We start from the raw sequence: 18,067 nt of genomic DNA, 5'->3' as shown, positions 1-18,067 counted from the left end.
TGTTACCGCGCCTCCTGGTCGTTGTCCGGGCCCCGGACGGCCCACACCGGCTGCCGCTCGGTCCGCCGTCGGCCCGTCCCCGCCTGCGTGGCCGGCCGCTCGCTCCGGCCGCGCAGCGCGGTCTGCAGCCCGTCCCACAGGGTGCCGTCGGTGCGGTCCCGTGGATCGGGGTCGATCAGGACCACCCCGATCACCGGGATGCGCTGGTCCGCGAGCTGCCGGGCCACGGTGTGCAGCCAGGCGGCGCTGCCGTGCCCGGCCCGCACCACGAGCACGGTCTGGGTGCCCAGGTACTGGAGGTCGGTCCAGGCCGTGCCGGGCGCCACCGAGCCGACGCCGATCCGGCGCTCCTGGGGCGGCACGGTCGCGGCATGCTCGGCACCGACCACGGTCGGGTCGCCCGGCTTCTGCTGCCGGCGGCCCGCCAGCTGCTGGCGGGGCAGCGCGTCGACGACGGTGACCGGCCCCTCCGCCGTCAGGGCCCTGGCGAGGTCCAGGGCGATCACGCTCGCGCCGCGGGCACAGCCCAGTTCCAGCAGCGACACCGGTTCCGCGGAGCCGCGCACGGTGCGGGCCAGGGACGCGGCGAGCCGTTCGCGGGTCAGCCGGGTCCGTCGGCGCTGCCACGGCCTGCCCGGCCGGCGGGGCAGCTCCGCGATGACCGAGGCGCCCAGGTTCGCCGCGATGTCCCGGCGCAGCACGGGGCGGTCCGCCACCACCGTGCCGACCGCGGCCCCCGCGAGCCCGAGGAAGAGCCCGAGGACGAGGCCGATCGCCGAGTCGGTGGCTACGGCCTTGGGCAGGGAGTGCCGCAGCGCGCGCGGGGCGTCCACGATCTGTGTGCCGGCGACGACCTGGGGTGCGCCGGTCCGCGCGTCCGCGGCGCGCTCGTCGAAGTCGGCGATGCGCGAGTTGAGTTCGGCGCGGCGGGCGAAGAGCGATTCGAGGGTCGCCGACGCCTTCGGGTCGCTGTCCGCCTGCTGGTTTCCGATCTCCTTGTTGACCTGGGCGAGTTCGTCCCGCATGCGGTCGCGCTGGTCGAGCAGGGCCTGGGCCTCGGCCTGCGCGGTCCGCTGCATCCGCTGCACGTGGTCCGCGACGAACGCGTCGGCCAGCGCCTTGGCGCGGGCCACCGCCTGGGCGTCGGTGTCGCCGGTCACGGTGATCTGCAGCAGGTTGTTGGTCAGGCCGGCGCCCTTGTAGTCCTGGAGGAAGTCCTCGGGTTTCTCCGCGGACTTGAGGGACCGCAGGGCCTTGTCGGCGATCTGCGTGGTCTGGAGCAGCTGGACGTCGGTGCGGATCAGCGTTCCGGTGTCGTTCGGCTGGTCCGCTTCGTGCGCGACCAGCACTTCGGTCACCGCGGTCGGCGCCGGCGGCATCGCGACCGCCAGCCCGGAGCCCCCCAGCAGGCCGAGGAGCGCCGTGGCGTACCAGAGGCGGCGGCGCCTGCGCACCGACACCACCAGGGCCTGGAGATCGAGAAGCGGAGCGGCGGCCGACGACTCCGCGGTCGTGCTGGTCGTCACGCTGAACCTCCTGTGGCCGGGCCGCGAACCGCGAGTGCGAGAGTGGCGTCGTCCGGCGGGTGGTGGCCGGCGGACCGTGTCTGACGGGCGCGGACCGGGTCGGCGACGACGATGCCGAGGACCTCGTGCCGGCCGTCCGCACATGCCTCGGCGATCCCGGCGAGTTCCTCCGCGGTCCAGCTGCCCGCGCTGAGGACGACGAGGGCACCGGCCTCGGTGTCGCGGTCCGGCACGACCGGCCGGTCCACCGAGACCTCCACCACCCGCAGCTGCGGATCGCCCTTGGCCTCGGCGACGAGCTGCCCGGCGGCCCGGCGGGCGATCTCGTCGCCGTCCGGTACGACCACCAGCAGCCGCCGGGGCGCGGGCAGTTGGTCCCGGAGACGGGCGCAGACCCGCCGGTAGCGGATCCGTCGAGCGGCCTCGTCGTCGGACCTCGGCGGGGTCGGCAGGTCCCACCGGGTGTCGACGCCGAGGAGGCGGCGGATCAAGACCCGTGGGCCACCGCCCTCCGGCCGGTGCGCGACGCGCCGGTCACCGGGCACCTCGACGGTGCCCAGCAGCGCCGAGCCCAGCGCCGCGGTGATCTCCGGTTCGGTGCGCAGCCGGCGGTTCATCCGTGCGGCGGCGAGGTGGCCGACGACCGCGAGCAGGAAGAACAGCAGCGCACCCGCGCCGATGAACTGCAACCGCGTCGGCGGCGCCTCGCCGGTCGGCCGGGCCGCCGGGCCCATGACGACCATGCCGGCCTTGTTGGTCGCCGGGTCGGCCTCGTCCAGCTTCGTCATGGCCTCCTCCAGCGAGGTGCTCAGCTTCTCGAGCTCCGTCCGGGCCTGCACGCCTTCGACGGTCTGCCCCGGATCGGCCGCGTCGGCCAGCTCGGTGATGCGGCGGTTGGTCTCGTCGACCTGCTTCCGCAGCGCCTCGGCCTCCGTGGCCGCCGCGGAGTCGGTGCCGCCACCCGCGACCCGGGCGGCGAACTTGACGAACTGCGCGGCCACTTGGTCGGAGAGCTGCTGCGCGCGCCGGGGAGTGTCGGCCGTACCCGAGATCTTGATGATGTTCCCGTCGGCGGCCGAGGCGGTCACCCGGTCCCGCAGCTCGGCGGCGCTGACGTCCCGCCAGTTCAGTGCGGCGGCCGCGCGGTCGACCACGGTCGAGCTGGTCGCTATGTCCACCTGGGTCAGCAGCGCGCGCTCTTCCCACTGGCCGGGCAGCAGGACCGACGCCGACGTCGTGTACCGCGGCGGAAACACCACCGAGGCGCCGTAGCCGACGAGCGCGCCCACGACGGCGAGGACGGCGAGGAACCGCCAGCGCCGGCGGAATATCCGCCCGATGGTGACCAGACGTATCGATTCCTCGCTCAACTGCGCTGCCTCTTCCCTGTTCGAACCTGTTCGACCGCCGACACCGGGGTGTGGTCACGGCAGGCGGCGGCGTAGGCAGCAAGCAGCGACGCCTGCGAGTTGCGCCAGGAGAGCGGCCCGCCGACCCGCTCCTGGCCGATCTTGCCCATCCGGGCCCGCCGGTCCGGGTCGTCGAGGAGCTGCGCGACGAGCCGGGCGAACTCGGCCTCGTCGTTGGCGGGCGCGTAGACGGCGGCCTCGCCGGCGGAGACGCGCGCTTCCTTCAGGTCGAACGAGACGATCGGCCGGCCCATCGCCATGTACTCGAGGACCTTGTTCATGGTCGACACGTCGTTGAGCGGATTGCGCGGGTCCGGGGAGAGGCAGACGTCCGCGGTGGACAGGTAGCGCACCAGGTCGGCGTCCGGAATGCGCCCGGTGAACTGCACCCGGTCACCGAGCCCGAGCCGCCGGGACAGCTCCACCATCGCGTCGAAGGCGTCGCCGGAGCCGACGAACACCGCGTGCCAGTCGGTCCGGCCGAGGTCGTCGCGGAGCTTCGCGAGGGCCCGCAGGGCGTAGTCGACGCCGTCCTGAGGGCCCATGACACCGAGGTAGCAGAGCAGATGCGGTTTGCCGCGCTTCAGCTCCGGCTCGGGCGGCACCGGTTGGAACCGCTCGATCGCGGGCGCGCTGCGCACCACGAAGACGTCCTCGGGCCGCCGGCCGCCACGGCGCACCGCGACGTCGCGGTAGCTCTCGTTCGTGGCGAGGACGATGTCCGCGGCCCGGTAGGTCCGCCGCTCCAGTGCGCACACGGCGCGGTAGAGCAGGTCCTTGCCGCGGTCGAACCGGGAGAGGTACAGCTCGGGTACCAGGTCGTGCTGGTCGAAGACGAACCGTGCGCCGCGCCGCTTGAGCCACAGGGCCGGCAGGAACAGCAGGTCGGGCGGGTTGCAGGCGTGGACCACGTCGACCGGGCCGACCTTGCGGGCCAGCCGGGCGGTGTGCCAGAGCGCCGATCCGTACTCCTTCAGGTAGCCGGCCGGTCCTCCGGTGGCCGCGCGCAACGGGTAGCGGTGGATCCGCACCCCGTCGATCACCGCCTCCGGCTCCGTGTCGCGCTTGGTCCCCTGCGGACAGATGACGTGCACCGTCCAGCCGGCGTCGCGCAGTGTCGTGCACTCCTGCCACACCCGCCGGTCGAACGGCACCGACAGGTTCTCCACCAGGATCAGCGCGCGCCGGTCGGTCCCGGCGGCGCCGGTCGGGTTACCAAGCAAGGCCCATGTACCCCGGTTCGGCCCGGCGCGTCTCGGCGTCGGGAAGGCGGACGAGGTCGACGATCACGGGTCCTTCGCCGTGGGGCAGCGCCGCCAGCACGGCGGGCTCCCTGGTCCCGACCAGACACACCTCGGCGTGGTCGAGCACTTCCTCGACGGAGTCCGCGAGGAGCTGCGCGAGGTGCGGCAGCCGGGTCTCGATGTACTCGCGGTTCGCGCCGATGAGCCGGGAGAGGCTCACGTTGGCGTCGTAGATCTTGATGTCGTACCCCTTGCCGAAGAGACGTTCCGCCAGCTCGACGAGGGGGCTTTCGCGGAGGTCGTCGGTGCCGGGTTTGAAGGACAGCCCGAACATCCCCACGCGGCGCCTGCCGGTGCGCTCGACCAGGTCCACCGCGCGCTGCAGATGGTCGGAGTTGGAGGCCAGCACGTGGGCGAGGATGGGTACCGAGACGTCGGCCCGCTGGGCCGCGTGGACCAGGCTGCGCAGGTCCTTGGGCAGGCAGGAGCCGCCGAAGGCGAAGCCGGGCCGCAGGTAGGCGGGGCTGATGTTCAGCTTGCGGTCGGCCAGGAACACGTCCATCACCTGGTGCGAGTCCACGCCGAGCGCCTGGCAGACCGCCCCCAGCTCGTTCGCGAAGCCGATCTTGAGGCCGTGGAACGCGTTGTCCGCGTACTTGATCGCCTCGGCCGTCGGGACCGGCACCCGGAACACCTCGCCGGGCAGGCCGTCGTACAGCGCCGCCACCGTGTCACCGCTTGCCGGGTCGAGCTCGCCGATCACGGTCTTGGGCGGGTCGAAGAAGTCCCGCACGCTCGTGCCCTCGCGCAGGAACTCCGGGTTGACCGCGACCCCGAAGTCCACCCCGGCCGTGCCGCCGACGTTCTTCTCCAGGATCGGTACCAGCAGGTTCAGACAGGTGCCGGGGAGCATGGTGCTGCGGAAGACGACGGTATGCCGGCCCCCCTTCTCGGCCCCCTCGGCCAGCGCGGTGCCGATCTGCTCGGTGACCCGCTCCAGGTACGTGGTGCACAGGCTGCCGTTGGGCTCCGACGGCGTGCCCACGCAGACCAGCGACACCTCGCTGCCCGTGATCGCCTCGCGGACGTCGCCGGTGGCGCGCAGGGCTCCGGTCCGCACGACCTCGGCGAGGAGCTCGCCGATACGTTCCTCCACGACCGGGGCCTTGCCGTCGTTGACCAGGTCGACCTTCACCTGGTTCACGTCCACCCCGATGACCTCGTGGCCCATGCTGGCCAGGCACGCGGCTGATACGCAGCCCACGTAGCCGAGCCCGAAAACGCTGACTCTCATGACTCGTCCCTCCCCCCAGGCAGGCCCTGGTGGCCTGCGGTCCGCACGTCGGCCGGACGGCGCCCCCCGCGCATCAGTAGGCCCCCTGCCCGTGGAGCACCGCACGCATCGTCTTCCACAAGATCACTGTGTCGAGGGCGAGCGACCAGTCCTCCACGTACCGCAGGTCGAGGCGGACCGCCTCCTCCCACGGCAGATCGCTGCGTCCGCTGATCTGCCACAGGCCGGTGAGACCGGGCTTGACCAGGAGCCGCCGGCGAATGTCCGGGTCGTACGCGGCGCACTCCTCCGGCAACGGAGGCCGCGGGCCGACGAGCGACATCGATCCGCTCAGCACGTTGAAGAGCTGAGGGAGTTCGTCGATCGAGTACCGGCGCAGCACCGCTCCCACCCGGGTCACCCGCGGATCCCGGCGGAGCTTGAACAGCAGCCCCGCGCCCTCGTTGCGGTCGGCGAGGTCGGCACGTGCCCGGTCGGCCCCGGCGACCATGGTGCGGAACTTGAGAATCGTGAACTCCCGGCCGTCCTTGCCGACCCTGCGCTGGCTGTAGAATGCCCCGCCCCGGCTGTTCACCAGCACGAGCAGCGCGACGGACACCATCAGCGGCGCGAACAGCAGCAGCAGGACCGCCGCTCCCACCCGGTCGACGACTTCCTTGATCGCCCGGCGGCCCCCGGTGAAGGTCGGCAGGCTGACCCGCAGCAGCGGGATCCCGAGCACCGCGTCGACGTGCAGCCGGGGACCGGCCACCTCCATCAGCACCGGGGCCACGACCATCTCGGCATCGCTGCCCTCGAGGTTCCAGGCCAGCCGCTGCAACCGGTCCGGTGTCCAGTGCGGGTCCGGTGTGACCGCGACGACCCGGTAGCCGTCGTGACGGACGTGCTTGGCGACGTCCGCCAGTCCGCCGACGACCGGTACGCCGTCCAGTTCGTCACCGTCGGTCCCGCGACCGTCCGTCGTGCACACCGCCTCGACCCGCCAGCCGATGTGCGGGTACTTGCGGGTCCGGGTGATCAGGTCGCCCACGGTGGCCGGGCTGCCGGCGGCGAGCACCGGTCTCAGGCACCGCCCGTCCTTGCGCCGTCTGTGCAGGTCGAGGCGGAGCAGATACCGCGCGGTCATGGTGACGAGCCCGATCGCGGGGATCGCCACGAAGATCCAGAGTTTGATGTTGCGTGAGGTGAGGGCGATCCCGCCGAGCGCCAGGACGACGGTCGCCGCGAACAGCGAGCGTCCCAGCCGGCGGAATTCCTCGGCGCCCTGACCGAGCACGGCCGGAGCCCACGACCGGCCCACCACGAGCGCCGACAGCACCAGCAGCTCGGTGCCGAAAGCGAGGATCCCCCACTTCTCGTGCCAGTTGGCCGCGTCCCGGGCCCCGAAGAACTCGCCGATCCCCGCCACCACGAAGGCGGTGGCCACGGTGTCGCTGATGATCACGGTACGCCGGTACCGCTGCTCCCACTCGATCGCCGGCCTGTTGACCGACCCGTTCGCCAGACGCCCGCGCGCCGGCGGAAAAGGGCCGACTAGTCCCCCCTGTCGCACAGAAACCCCCCGGTCCCCAGTGGTTCGACATGGTGCCCTGACACGCTTCCTCCCCCCGGAGGCCCCCGCCCCCCGCACGCTTCCGCCCCCGGGAGGCCCCCCGGCTCCCCGCGCCGCGCTGTTCCTTCCGCGGACGGCCCCCGCCCTCCGCGTACGACATCCCGGCTACTTCGGCGCTGCTTGTACGACCCGCCCTTCCGGTAGCGGCCTTGCATGCCCCTGCCAGGCTCCGAGGTGCACGGGAGCCTGTCGGAACCCCGGGTGCTCCCCGCACCCGAAGTCCCTCTCGGACCCCAGGAGTTGATCATCCCCACGCCCGGCGGCACAGACGCCGCTACTGGCCGTCCGTATCGCCTGACCCATAGATCATCATTTGTGGCCCCGTGTCCCACCATGCGAAGCACGGTCAATCTAGACCATCTGCGCCCGCCTGAAGAGAGGGTTGTGTGGAATTTGTGCCCATGATTTGACGCCGGGGCAACAGACAGGCAACCGACCCCGGGTAGCCCGGTGACGGAGGACGCGCCTGGTGACCTGCGATGACGCGAACTCTCCGGACTGCCGGCGCCGACGGCACCCCGGGGCGTCCCGGCTCGCCAACTAGGCCGCATTCAAGGCCTGTTCGGCGCATTCTCGTCGGGTGAGCACGGGGCGGCGGTGGCGGAGCGGACGGTCGACGGCACAGGGGAACCGATCTTCACCACTCTGCTCGCGGAGCTCGTCGACAGCGGTGCCGCACGTCTCGCGCCCATGGCCCCGGAGGGCGCGGTGTCAACTTCGTGCTGCATCCCACCAGTTTCCGTCGCCCAAACGGACTGGGGGCGCAGCCGATCGGCCAGCATTCGCCAGACCCGGAGACGCCGTCCCGGTGGCACTTCCGCCCACCTACGGTCCGTACATCGGGCGGGTCGGCGACCGCCGGTCCGCCGCCGTCGACATTCGAAGGGGAGGCGCCAGTATGGCGAGCGTGGAAGTGTCGCTGAAGGAAATGATGGCCGGGGTGGAGGGGGCGCTGGGAGCCGCGGTCGTCGACTACACCAGCGGCATGGCCCTGGGGACCCTGGGCGGGGGCAAGGACCTCGATCTGACGGTCGCGGCGGCCGGGAACACGGATGTCATCCGGGCCAAGGTGCGCACGATGGGCGAGCTGGGCCTCAAGAGCCGGATCGAGGACATCCTGATCACACTGGAGAAGCAGTATCACCTCATCCGGCTGATCACCGGGCGCAGCGGGAACGGCCTGTTCCTGTATCTGGTGCTCGACAAGGGGCGCTCGAACCTCGCCATGGCCCGTCACCAGCTGAAGCGGGTCGAGGAGGAACTCGAGGTCTAGCGACGGTCCAGGTTCCGGGACTTCGTGCGCCCATGATGTGAAAACTTCTTCAAGTGACCACATCAGCATGATCCCAATTCATGCCTGCGCACGGCCCCGGGCGACAAGGATCGGCCGTACAGGGCCGGTGCGGCGGTGTCGCAAGGCGCCGCCGCACCTCGGCGGCCCACCCCACCCGTCCCGGCAGAGAGCGAGCGGTCATGCAAGTCCCCCTCTACCAGGCCAAGGCGGACTTCTTCCGCATGCTCGGGCACCCCGTACGGATCAGGGTCCTGGAACTGCTCCAGCACGGGCCCGTCCCGGTCCGGGATCTGCTCGCCGACATCGAGATCGAACCGTCCAGCCTCTCCCAGCAACTGGCCGTCCTGCGCCGCTCCGGCATCGTGGTGTCCACCCGGGAGGGCTCCACCGTCCGCTACGCACTGGCCGGCGGGGACGTCGCCGAACTCCTGCGAGCGGCCCGCCGCATCCTCACCGAGCTCCTCGACGGGCAGAACGTGCTCCTCGCCGAACTGCGGCAGGCCGACGCGTCCGCTCCGCCGATGTCCACGAGCAGCCGCGGCTGACCGGCGGTCGGCGAGCGCGTCCGGCCGGATCAGGTCGCCGGTGCCGGCCGCGCGCCGGCCACGGCACCGGCCAGGAGGGTGACCAGCTCGTCGATGAGCGGGGAGCGGGCACCGGGTCTGCCGACGGCGAGGATCTCCCGGTGCAGCGGAGCGGCCCCAGACGGCAGAGCGACCCTCTCGACTCCGGCGTCGTCTCCCGCTCCGAGGAGCGTGGCCGGGATCAGGCCGACCGCGAGGCCCGCCCGGATCATGGCGAGCATGCTGTGCAGGTCCTCGGTCTCCAACGCCACGTGCGGAGCGATCCCGAGCTCGCCGGCCCAGCGGTGCAGCAGACGCCGGTCGGGGTTGTGGGTGTGGCCCGAGACCCATTCCCGTTCCAGGCACTCGGCCAGCTCCACCGGGCGGCGGCGCCCCTGCTCGGCGCCCGTGACCAGGAGCAGCGGTTCGCGTCCCAGGAGCGTGATCGTCAACGCCTCGGAGGGAGCCGGCGGATCCTCGGGCAGGTAGCGGTAGGCGACGAGCAGGTCGAGGTCCCCCGACTTCACCCTCGGCACCCCCTCGTCCGTCTCCACGACGACCAGCCGGATCCGGGGGCCGGGCCGGCGCGCCCCGAGCGTGGACAGGACCTGAGGGAGCAGGTACGTCATGGCGCTGGGGTAGGTCCCGACGCGTAGTTCCGCGATCTCACGGTTCGCGATGCCGTGGGCGGCGTCCTGGAAGCGCGCGGTCGCGTCGAAGAGCGTCTCGGCCGCCCGGGCCAGGGAACGGCCGGCCGCGGTGAGGATCAGCCGGCTGCCGGGGCGGCGGGTGATCAGTTCGACGCCCATGTCGCGTTCGAGCGCGCCGATGTGCTGGGACACCGCCGAGGGGACGTAGCCGAGCTCGGCCGCGGCCTCGGCCATCGAGCCGCGGCGTACGACGGCCAGGAAGGTGGCCAGGAGCTTCAGATCCGGCTGAGCCTTCACGGTTCATGAACTTTCTCTTCGTGATCCATCGCTTTACGTGTCCCGGGGCCGAGGCCAGAGTAGAGGCACCGCGACGCCAGGCACTCCGCCCGACAGAAAGCAGAGACGATGGCCATCGACCTCACCGCCCTGCGGGCCCACTTCCCCTCCCTCGCCACCGGGCTCGCCTTCTTCGACGGTCCGGGCGGAACGCAGACTCCCCGCCCCGTGGCCGACGCCGTCGCCGCGACACTGACCGGTCCCCTGTCCAACCGGGGCACCGTCAGCCCGTCGGAGCTCAACGCCGAACGCGCCGTCGCGGACTTCCGGGCCGCCTGCGCCGATCTGCTGAACGTGCCCGCGAGCGGTGTCGTCCACGGCCGCAGCGCCACGCACCTCACGTACGACTTCTCCCGCCACCTGGCCAGGACCTGGAGCGCGGGTGACGAGATCGTCCTCAGCCGCCTCGACCACGACGCCAACGTCCGGCCCTGGGTCCAGGCCGCCGAGCGCGCCGGAGTGACGGTCCGCTGGATCGAGATCGTCCCGGAGACCACGGAGCTCGACCTCGACTCCTACGAGCGGGCCCTGACGTCCCGGACCCGGCTGGTAGCGGTCACGGCGGCGTCGAACGTGCTGGGCACCGAGCCGCCGGTGCGCCGGATCGCCGACCGCGCCCATGAAGTCGGCGCCCTGGTGTACGTGGACGGCGTGCACTACGCCGCGCACCACCTCGTGGACGTGCCCGCCCTCGGCGCCGACATGTTCGTCTGCTCGCCGTACAAGTTCCTCGGACCGCACTGCGGGGTGCTCGCCGCGGCACCCGGATTCCTCGAAACCCTGCGCCCGGACAAGCTTCTGCCGTCCCCCGACGCCGTGCCGGAGCGTTTCGAGTTCGGCACCCTGCCGTACGAGATCCTGGCGGGCGTCACCGCCGCCGTCGACTTCCTCGCCGACCTGGACCCGGGCTCCGGGGCCTCGCGAAGGGAGCGCCTCACTCGTTCCCTGGAGTCGGTGCACAAGCACGAACTGACCCTGCGCGCACGGCTGGAGGAAGGCCTGGAGTCCCTGGGCGACGCCATCACCGTGCACTCGAAGGCGGCCGACCGCACCCCGACGCTCCTGCTGTCCGTGGAGGGCCGCGACGCCCGCGAGGCCCAGGCGCATCTGGCCGCGCGGGCCGTGGTGGCACCGGCCGGGTCGTTCTACGCCTACGAACCCTTCACGGCGCTCAAGCTCCAAGACCCCGCCCTGCGCGCGGGCCTGGCCCCCTACAACTCCGCCGAGGACGTGGACCGCTTCCTCGGCGGGCTCGCCGACTTCGTCTGAACCGGCCGGACCGGCAGCACGGGCGGCAGGGCCGGCGCCCTGCGGTCCGGCCCGAAGGGTCCACCGCGCCGGCGCCGCGGCGGTGGTGCCGCCAGGCGGCCGTCACGCCCGGGCCGGGCCGCCCTCGTACGCCGCGCGGAGCACGGTCAGGGCGTCGTCGGTCGTGACCGGCCTCGGGTTGGCGTACGGCTGCCCGGCGACCTGGGCGGCGGCGACCGCCAAGTCCGCTTCCTTCAGGCCGAGTCCGGCCAGGGAGCGGGGTGCGCCCAGGCGGGCCGCGAGTTCCTGGAGGGCGGTCGGGGCGTCGTCCGCGCCTAGGGCCCGGGCGACGGCGGCCGCCGCCTCCGGGGCGGCGGGCGCATTGAACGCGAGGGCGTACGGCAGGACGACGGTGTGGGTCTCGGCGTGCGGGAGGCCGAAGGTGCCGCCGAGGACATGGCACAGCTTGTGGTGCAGGCCCATGGTGGTGGCTCCGAGGCAGGATCCGCACAGCCAGGCGCCGTACAGGGCGCGGGAGCGGGCCGGTACGCCGTCCGGGGCCGCGGCGATCTCCGGCAGCGCGCCCGCCAGCGCCCGTACGCCCTCCTCGGCCATCAGCGCGACCAGCGGCGAGCCGTCGGGGGCGTACAGCGCCTCGACGGCGTGGGCGAGGGCGTTGATCCCGCTGGTCACCGAGAGCGGGACGGGCAGGGAGAGGGTGAGCTCGGGGTCGTAGACGACGCTGCGGGGCAGTACGACGGGGTCGCGGCCGGTGCGTTTGACGCCGTGCTCGGTCAGACCCCAGACCGGGGTCATCTCGGAGCCGGCGTAGGTCGAGGGAACGGCGATCAGCGGGAGTCCGGTGCGCAGCGCGACGGCCTTGCCGAGGCCGATGGCCGAGCCGCCGCCGACGGCCACGCAGCCGTCGGCGCCCGCGGCCCGGGCCGCCTCGACACCCCGGTCGGCGACCTCCACGGGGACGTGCATCCGGGCCCCGGTGTGCAGGCCTGCGCAGGCGTCCCCGAGCGAGTCGGCGACCGCCCGCGCCGTCTCCGCGCCCCGCTCGCCGCTGAGCACGAGAAGTCGCCGCAGCCCGAGGTGCCGGGCCTCCCCGGCGGGTGCGGTGAGCGCGGCGCCGGGGCGGAAGACCACCCGGGAGGGACGGGTCTCGTGCACGAAGTCCAAGGGGGTCACGAGCGCTCCAGGACCAGGTCGAAGCGGGCGTGCCGGAACGGGTTCGGCACGCCGTACTCGCCGGCCAGGGCGGGGTCGTCGGTCGGGGTGAAGTCCTCGACCAGGCTCTCCTTGACGGCGAACACCGCGTCGGAGTCCAGATACTCCCCGCCGGCGACGAAGATGTGCGTGGTGACCGGCGCGTGCCCCGCCGCCGAGACGATGAAGTGGATGTGGGCCGGGCGGTAGGGGTGCCGTCCGGTGGCCTTCAGCAGGGCGCCCACCGGGCCGTCGGTCGGGATCGGGTAGGCGCTGGGCACACAGGTCCGGAACCGGAAGCGGCCCTCGTCGTCGGCGGTGAACAGGCCGCGGCCGTTGCCGGGCGGCTGGACGCCGGGCTGCTGCACGTCGTAGAAGCCGTTCGGGTCGGCCTGCCACACGTCCAGGACCGCGCCGGGCAGCGGGGTGCCGTCGGCGGAGCGGACGACACCGCTGACCACGCACGGTTCGCCGGCTCCCACCAGGTCGATGTCGGCGCCGAGTTCCCGGACCGGGGACTCGGTCATGTGGAAGGGGCCGAGGACGGTCGACTCGGTGCTGCCGGGGTCGCTGTGTCCGTTGACCGTCTCGACCAGCATCGAAAGGCCCAGCACGTCGGAGAGCAGGATGAACTCCTGCCGGGTGTCCGTGCAGGTCTGCCCGGTCTCGGTGAGGAACGCGATCGCCGCCTCCCACTCGTGCCGGGTCAGCCGGGTCTCGCGCGTGAAGGCGTGCAGATGGCGGATCAGCGCGGTGAGCAACTCGCGCAGCCGGGGGTCGTCGGTGCCCCGCAGACTGTCGACGGCCTTGCTGGTGACTGCGTCATCGGTGGTCATGCCGGCTCCTTGCCCGGAGGAACAGTGCCCTCGGGTGATCGTAAACCGTTCACCGTTCAATGAACCGCAGCCACGCACCGCACCTGCTCACCGTGCCTACTTGATGAGCGCGTTGGCCACCACCACGATCACCCCGAGCAGCGCGTCCACCGCGCCGATCAGCACGGCGGCGGGCCAGCTCCGCGCCGCCCAGCGGGCGGTGACGAGGCCGAGGCCGAAGAGGATGACGATGTTCAGAACGAACGCCGGGTACTCGACGCCCTTGGGCGGCCACCAGCCCCAGCCTGCGCCCGCGAGCAGGAAGACCGTGGGCAGCACGGCCGTGACCAGCGGCCACTCGTCGGCCAGCGTGTGCAGCGCGTCCCAGCGCCGGTGCGGGGCCCGCTCTGCGATGTAGTGGGCGTAGCCGTGCGCCAGGGCGGAGGCGCAGGCGGTGACCAGGAGCCAGAGGGCGTCGTAGCGGCGGCTGGCCTCGGAGGTGTGGCCGTACTGGGTGAGCGCGGCCACCATCGAGCAGGCCAGCACGGCGCCGTAGACCCCGCCGAACAGGACGGCCTCGCGGGTGTCGTGCGCGCGCGGCTCCGCAACGGCGGCCGGGGAGTCGGGCATGTCCTCCACGATCACCCGTGCCGGGCCCGGCCGCCACCGGGCACGACCCGACGAAGTGTCCCCCCACCAGGCCGGATGCCGCACACCCTGTCCACGGCCGGGACGGCGGTGGGCTCGCTAGGGTCGCCGTATGACGACGCACAGCTTCGCCCTGCACATCCCCGACGCCGAACTCGAACCCGACCCGCTCGACCCGGCGCAGATCGTCTCCGGCAGGCCCGAGGTCGCCGGGAAGGTGCTCTGGGAGTCGGCCGACGGGAAGCAGATCCGCGGAATCTGGCAGATCACCCCGGGCGTGGTCACCGACACCGAGGCGGACGAGCTGTTCGTGGTGGTCAGCGGCTCGGCGACGATCAAGGTCGAAGGCGGGGCGACGTTCACCGTGGGCCCGGGGGACATGGCCGTACTACGCGCGGGCGACCGTACGACGTGGACGGTGCACGAGATGCTGCGCAAGGCATACGCGATCAATCTGTGAGCCCGCTCAGCCGGTCGGCCTGCGAGCCCACCCGGCGGGTCCGGCTTGCGAGCCCACCCGGCCGGTCCGGCCTGCGAGCCCGCTCAGCGGGTCGTGGCCTGCGAGCACGCCCAGCCGGTCCGGCCTGCGAGCACGCTCAGCGGGTCGTGGCCGCGGGCATGTTGTAGGGCGTGACCACCTGGATCGCCGACGGCAGGGTCGGACCCGCCGGGGGCAGCGCGCCCTGGGCGCGCATCACCAGGTGGCAGGCCTCACGCATGTCCTGGCGCAGGTCGTGGTGGAGGACGGCGGACAGGCGGTGCTCGCGCAGCAGCCGGGTGTTGTCGTGGTCGAGGTCGTGGGCGATGAACACGGCGCATTCGCGATCCAGGTCGGCGAAGGCACGCAGGGTGGCGATGTTGCCGCCGCCGATCGAGTAGACGGCTCGGATCTCCGGGTCGCGTTGCAGGGCGGCGCGGACCAGGTCGTACTGGGTGGCGTCGAGCCCCTGTCCCTCGGCGATCTCCACCAGGGTGCGTTCGGGGTGCCGGGCCCGCATGGCGCTGCGGAAGCCCATCTCGCGCTCCTCCTCGTTGCGGAAGAAGCCACTGCTGAGGCTCGTGAGGACGTTGCCGGGCCGGTCGCCGAGCCACTGGCCCATCAGGTAGGCGGCGGTGGCGCCGGCGGCCCGGTTGTCGCTGCCGACGTAGGCCAGCCGGCCGCTGGCGGGCAGGTCGGTGACGAGGGTGACGACCGGGATCTCCGCCGACCTGAGGCGCCCGACGGCGGCGGTGATCTCGGGGACGTCCGGCGCCTTGAGGATCACGCCCTGCGAGCCGCGGCGGGCTATCCGGTCCAGCGTCCGCACCAGCTCCTCCACCGGCCCGGTCTCCCGGAAGTGGAACCGGGAGCGCACCACCGCCGGGTGCAGTGCGGGCAGCTCGGCCTCCAGCGCGCCGCGCACGGCCGTGGTGAACCGCTCGGGGGCCTGCATCACGATGTCGACCATGAAGGTACGGCCGACCAGCCGAACCTGGGTGCGCTGCCGGTCCAGATCGGCGATGGCCCGCTCCACCTCGCGGGCGGTGCTCTCCCGGACGCCGCCCCTGCCGTTCAGCACCCGGTCCACGGTGGCCTCGCTGAGCCCTGCCTGACGGGCGATCTCACGGATGGGGAAGGGGTGGCCCACGGGCTGCCTCCTTGAGGGGTTTTTGACGGGTCGCTGCTGGTTGTTCGAGGGGTTTGTGCTGACAAGAATGGCAGAGCCCCGCCGTGGCCGTGACCGCGGCCGTGACCGAAAGCAGGACACCGATGTCCCTCGCCGCCGAACAGGGCCGCCCCTGGCTCTCGCAGCAGGACTGCGACCTGGACACCTTCCGTGCCCTGGTCGAGCGGACCACGGACCCTGCCGTCTACCCGCACGCCTCGGCCGTCGAGGACGGCGTCCTCGTCTACGACAGCGAGCGGCTGCGCACCGCCGGCGCGGCCCACGAGGTGCGGACCGAACTCGTCCGCGCCCTGACCGACGGTCCCGGCGTCGTCGTCTTCAGGGGTGCGTTCCCCGATCCGAGCGTGGTCGACCGGGCGACCGCGGTGTTCGAGGCGCTCATCTCGGAGCAGCACGAGTCGGGCGCGGGGGCCGGCGACCACTTCGCGACGCCCGGGGCCAACGAGCGGGTGTGGAACGCCCTGGAGAAAGCGGCCCTGTACGACCCCGAGGCGTTCGCCGACTACTACGCCAACGACGTCCTGGCCCTGGTGTCCCGGGCCTGGCTGGGCCCCGGCTACCAGATCACCTCGCAGGTCAACGTGGTGAACCCGGGCGGCGCGGCGCAGACCGCGCACCGCGACTACCACCTGGGTTTCCTCTCCGACGAGCAGGCCGGGGCCTACCCGGCCCATGTGCACCGTCTGTCCCCCGTGCTCACCCTGCAGGGCGCGGTCGCGCACTGCGACATGCCGGTGGAGTCGGGCCCGACGATGTACCTGCCGTACTCGCAGACCTACGAGCCCGGCTACCTGGCGTGGCGGCGGCCGGAGTTCCAGGAGTACTTCAAGGCCCGCCATGTACAGCTGCCGCTCGCGAAGGGCGACGCGGTGTTCTTCAACCCGGCGGTGTTCCACGCGGCCGGCGCCAACCGGACCCTCGACGTGCGCCGGATGGCCAACCTGCTCCAGGTGTCGTCCGCGTTCGGGCGGGCCATGGAGACCGTGGACCGGGAGGCGGTGGCCAACGCGGTCTACCCGGTGCTGCGCCGGCGCCGGTCGGAGGGGGCGGGCGAGGCGTGGCTGGAGCACGTCATCGCCGCGAGCGCCGAGGGTTACCCGTTCCCGACCAACCTCGACAGCGATCCGCCGGTCGACGGCATCGCCCCGCCCTCGCAGGCGGACCTCGTGCGGCGGGCGCTGCGGGAGGGGTGGGCGCCGCGGGTGCTGCGGGACGGGTTGCGGCACGCGGCGGTACGGCGGGAGAGCTGAGGGCCGACAGGCCGTGGTCGTCTGCGGGTTCGTCGGGGCTGGTCGCGCCCACTAGGCGGCAGCCGCATATTGACACAGCCCCGCGCCCCTGGGGGCACCTGGTGGCGCCGCACATATCAACATCAAGGAGTAACCCTCAATGCGTATCGGAATCCTCGGTCTCGGCCGTATCGGTGCTTTTCATGCCGAGACTCTCTCCGGGCTCGACGTCGTCGAGTCGCTCGTCTTCACCGACCCGTTCGCGGACGCCGCCAAGGCCGCCGCGGAGAAGTTCGGTGCCGATGTCGTGGACTCGCCCGAGGCGCTGCTGGCCGCCGGTGTGGACGGCATCGTCGTGGCCGCCGCCACCGACGCGCACCCGGCCCTGATCCTGGCCGGTGTCGAGGCCGGTGTCCCGGTCTTCTGCGAGAAGCCGGTCGCGAAGACGATGGCCGAGGGCGTCGAGGTCCTCAAGGCCGTCCAGGACAGCGGCGTGCCGATCCAGATCGGCTACAACCGCCGCTTCGACGCGGGCTTCGTCGCCGCCCGGGCCGCCGTCCGGGCGGGCGAGCTCGGCAAGCTGCACACCGTGCGCTCCACCACCCTGGACCCGGCCCCGCCGCCGGCCGCGTACATCGCCGCGTCCGGCGGGATCTTCCGGGACTGTTCCGTGCACGACTTCGACATCATCCGCTGGGTGACCGGCCGTGAGGTCACCGAGGTGTACGCGGTCGGCGGCAACCGGGGCGCCGAGTACATCAAGGAGGCGGGCGACGCCGACACCACCGGCGCGATCCTCACCCTGGACGACGGCACCATCGCGGTGGTCTCCAACTCGCGGCACAACGCCCGGGGTTACGACGTCCGCATGGAGCTGCACGGCTTCGCCGACTCCATCGCCGTCGGCCTGGAGGACAAGCTCCCGCTGCGCTCGGTGGAGCCGGGCGTGACCTTCCCCGCGGGCACCCCGCACGACTTCTTCATGGACCGGTTCACGGCGGCCTACCGCGCCGAGCTCACCGCGTTCACCGAGGTCGTGGCCGGCACCCGGCCCTCCCCGTGCACGATCGAGGACGCCCTGGAGGCCGGCTGGATCGCCGACGCCTGCACGCTGTCCCTGCACGAGCACCGGCCGGTCACGATCGCGGAGGTCCGCGGCGCCTGACACCCGCGGACACTCCTGCCACGGCGGGGGGGGGGGCCGGCACCCCCCCCCCCCCCCCCCCCCCCCCCGGGGCGGGCCCCCCCCCCCCCCCCCCACACCCCCCCCCGCCCCGGGGGCCCCCCCCCCGCGGGCCCCCCCGGCCCGGGGGAGCCCCA

General features: G+C 72.7%; 16 protein-coding genes. 6 read left to right on the top strand and 10 right to left on the bottom strand.

Annotation, left to right across the window (positions count from 1 at the left end; all coding sequences use genetic code 11):
• Positions 1 to 2: 2 nt before the first annotated feature.
• The 5 genes from ACFY0P_RS48820 to ACFY0P_RS48800 form a co-directional block, all read right to left on the bottom strand.
• On the bottom strand, positions 3 to 1,526 hold the full coding sequence (locus ACFY0P_RS48820) for a Wzz/FepE/Etk N-terminal domain-containing protein (RefSeq protein ID WP_388928962.1): 1,524 nt from the start codon (positions 1,524 to 1,526) through the stop codon (positions 3 to 5).
• Positions 1,523 to 2,896, bottom strand: coding sequence for a YveK family protein (locus tag ACFY0P_RS48815; RefSeq protein ID WP_388928961.1), 1,374 nt, complete (start codon positions 2,894 to 2,896; stop codon positions 1,523 to 1,525). Before ACFY0P_RS48815 ends, ACFY0P_RS48820 begins: the two co-directional genes overlap by 4 nt.
• Positions 2,893 to 4,158 (bottom strand): glycosyltransferase family 4 protein, encoded by a 1,266-nt coding sequence (locus tag ACFY0P_RS48810; RefSeq protein WP_388928960.1) that lies wholly within the window; start codon positions 4,156 to 4,158, stop codon positions 2,893 to 2,895. Before ACFY0P_RS48810 ends, ACFY0P_RS48815 begins: the two co-directional genes overlap by 4 nt.
• Positions 4,148 to 5,473: a nucleotide sugar dehydrogenase gene (locus ACFY0P_RS48805; RefSeq protein WP_388928959.1), complete on the bottom strand. Its 1,326-nt coding sequence runs from the start codon at positions 5,471 to 5,473 to the stop codon at positions 4,148 to 4,150. The genes ACFY0P_RS48810 and ACFY0P_RS48805 overlap by 11 nt, the downstream gene beginning before the upstream one ends.
• 73 nt (positions 5,474 to 5,546) lie before the next feature.
• Positions 5,547 to 7,025: a sugar transferase gene (locus ACFY0P_RS48800; RefSeq protein WP_388928958.1), complete on the bottom strand. Its 1,479-nt coding sequence runs from the start codon at positions 7,023 to 7,025 to the stop codon at positions 5,547 to 5,549.
• Between the two features lie 958 nt (positions 7,026 to 7,983).
• Here ACFY0P_RS48800 and ACFY0P_RS48795 point away from each other — a divergent pair.
• Together ACFY0P_RS48795 and ACFY0P_RS48790 are read left to right on the top strand one after the other, a co-directional pair.
• Positions 7,984 to 8,358 (top strand): hypothetical protein, encoded by a 375-nt coding sequence (locus ACFY0P_RS48795; protein WP_351485866.1) that lies wholly within the window; start codon positions 7,984 to 7,986, stop codon positions 8,356 to 8,358.
• Positions 8,359 to 8,558: 200 nt separating this feature from the next.
• Positions 8,559 to 8,924: a helix-turn-helix transcriptional regulator gene (locus ACFY0P_RS48790; protein ID WP_093497714.1), complete on the top strand. Its 366-nt coding sequence runs from the start codon at positions 8,559 to 8,561 to the stop codon at positions 8,922 to 8,924.
• Positions 8,925 to 8,953: 29 nt separating this feature from the next.
• Here ACFY0P_RS48790 and ACFY0P_RS48785 read toward each other — a convergent pair whose 3' ends face one another.
• Positions 8,954 to 9,889: a LysR family transcriptional regulator gene (locus ACFY0P_RS48785; protein ID WP_388928957.1), complete on the bottom strand. Its 936-nt coding sequence runs from the start codon at positions 9,887 to 9,889 to the stop codon at positions 8,954 to 8,956.
• Between the two features lie 108 nt (positions 9,890 to 9,997).
• Between ACFY0P_RS48785 and ACFY0P_RS48780 the strand changes: the two genes are divergently transcribed.
• Entirely contained in the window at positions 9,998 to 11,197 is a 1,200-nt protein-coding gene (locus ACFY0P_RS48780) for a cysteine desulfurase-like protein (protein ID WP_388928956.1), read from the top strand.
• A gap of 102 nt (positions 11,198 to 11,299) precedes the next feature.
• Here ACFY0P_RS48780 and ACFY0P_RS48775 read toward each other — a convergent pair whose 3' ends face one another.
• The 3 genes from ACFY0P_RS48775 to ACFY0P_RS48765 all read right to left on the bottom strand — a co-directional run bounded on the left by ACFY0P_RS48775 (position 11,300) and on the right by ACFY0P_RS48765 (position 13,833).
• Positions 11,300 to 12,361 carry a maleylacetate reductase gene (locus tag ACFY0P_RS48775; RefSeq protein ID WP_388929002.1) on the bottom strand — a complete coding sequence of 354 codons (1,062 nt, stop codon included), beginning with the start codon at positions 12,359 to 12,361 and terminating at the stop codon, positions 11,300 to 11,302.
• 5 nt (positions 12,362 to 12,366) lie between these two features.
• A complete protein-coding gene (locus ACFY0P_RS48770; protein ID WP_388928955.1) occupies positions 12,367 to 13,224 on the bottom strand; it encodes an intradiol ring-cleavage dioxygenase in 858 nt (285 codons plus the stop codon).
• A 96-nt stretch (positions 13,225 to 13,320) separates the two neighbouring features.
• Entirely contained in the window at positions 13,321 to 13,833 is a 513-nt protein-coding gene (locus tag ACFY0P_RS48765) for a hypothetical protein (RefSeq protein ID WP_388928954.1), read from the bottom strand.
• Between the two features lie 130 nt (positions 13,834 to 13,963).
• Here ACFY0P_RS48765 and ACFY0P_RS48760 point away from each other — a divergent pair, with 130 nt between their 5' ends.
• Positions 13,964 to 14,311: a cupin domain-containing protein gene (locus ACFY0P_RS48760; RefSeq protein ID WP_388928953.1), complete on the top strand. Its 348-nt coding sequence runs from the start codon at positions 13,964 to 13,966 to the stop codon at positions 14,309 to 14,311.
• 136 nt (positions 14,312 to 14,447) lie between these two features.
• Here the strand turns inward: ACFY0P_RS48760 and ACFY0P_RS48755 are convergent, their stop codons facing one another.
• On the bottom strand, positions 14,448 to 15,479 hold the full coding sequence (locus ACFY0P_RS48755; RefSeq protein WP_388928952.1) for a LacI family DNA-binding transcriptional regulator: 1,032 nt from the start codon (positions 15,477 to 15,479) through the stop codon (positions 14,448 to 14,450).
• Between the two features lie 122 nt (positions 15,480 to 15,601).
• Here ACFY0P_RS48755 and ACFY0P_RS48750 point away from each other — a divergent pair, with 122 nt between their 5' ends.
• Both ACFY0P_RS48750 and ACFY0P_RS48745 read left to right on the top strand, forming a co-directional pair.
• Positions 15,602 to 16,768, top strand: coding sequence for a phytanoyl-CoA dioxygenase family protein (locus ACFY0P_RS48750; protein WP_388929001.1), 1,167 nt, complete (start codon positions 15,602 to 15,604; stop codon positions 16,766 to 16,768).
• A 139-nt stretch (positions 16,769 to 16,907) separates the two neighbouring features.
• The gene (locus ACFY0P_RS48745) at positions 16,908 to 17,912 is read left to right on the top strand and encodes a Gfo/Idh/MocA family oxidoreductase (RefSeq protein WP_388928951.1); all 1,005 of its coding nucleotides are present in this window, start codon (positions 16,908 to 16,910) and stop codon (positions 17,910 to 17,912) included.
• Positions 17,913 to 18,067 lie beyond the last annotated feature (155 nt).

Origin of the sequence: Streptomyces sp. NPDC001714 (assembly GCF_042892755.1) — a bacterium.
GTDB lineage: Bacteria > Actinomycetota > Actinomycetes > Streptomycetales > Streptomycetaceae > Streptomyces.
The sequence above is the reverse complement of the archived record's forward strand: the minus strand, read 5'-3'. Positions and strand labels throughout refer to the sequence as shown.

What these genes read in the sequence shown, in the direction of transcription:
- ACFY0P_RS48805 (WP_388928959.1), bottom strand. Translation starts at nt 5,473, where the DNA reads ATGAGAGTCAGCGTTTTCGGGCTCGGCTACGTGGGCTGCGTATCAGCC.
- ACFY0P_RS48795 (WP_351485866.1), top strand. Translation starts at nt 7,984, where the DNA reads ATGGCGAGCGTGGAAGTGTCGCTGAAGGAAATGATGGCCGGGGTGGAG.
- ACFY0P_RS48790 (WP_093497714.1), top strand. Translation starts at nt 8,559, where the DNA reads ATGCAAGTCCCCCTCTACCAGGCCAAGGCGGACTTCTTCCGCATGCTC.
- ACFY0P_RS48780 (WP_388928956.1), top strand. Translation starts at nt 9,998, where the DNA reads ATGGCCATCGACCTCACCGCCCTGCGGGCCCACTTCCCCTCCCTCGCC.
- ACFY0P_RS48770 (WP_388928955.1), bottom strand. Translation starts at nt 13,224, where the DNA reads ATGACCACCGATGACGCAGTCACCAGCAAGGCCGTCGACAGTCTGCGG.
- ACFY0P_RS48765 (WP_388928954.1), bottom strand. Translation starts at nt 13,833, where the DNA reads ATGCCCGACTCCCCGGCCGCCGTTGCGGAGCCGCGCGCGCACGACACC.
- ACFY0P_RS48760 (WP_388928953.1), top strand. Translation starts at nt 13,964, where the DNA reads ATGACGACGCACAGCTTCGCCCTGCACATCCCCGACGCCGAACTCGAA.
- ACFY0P_RS48750 (WP_388929001.1), top strand. Translation starts at nt 15,602, where the DNA reads ATGTCCCTCGCCGCCGAACAGGGCCGCCCCTGGCTCTCGCAGCAGGAC.
- ACFY0P_RS48745 (WP_388928951.1), top strand. Translation starts at nt 16,908, where the DNA reads ATGCGTATCGGAATCCTCGGTCTCGGCCGTATCGGTGCTTTTCATGCC.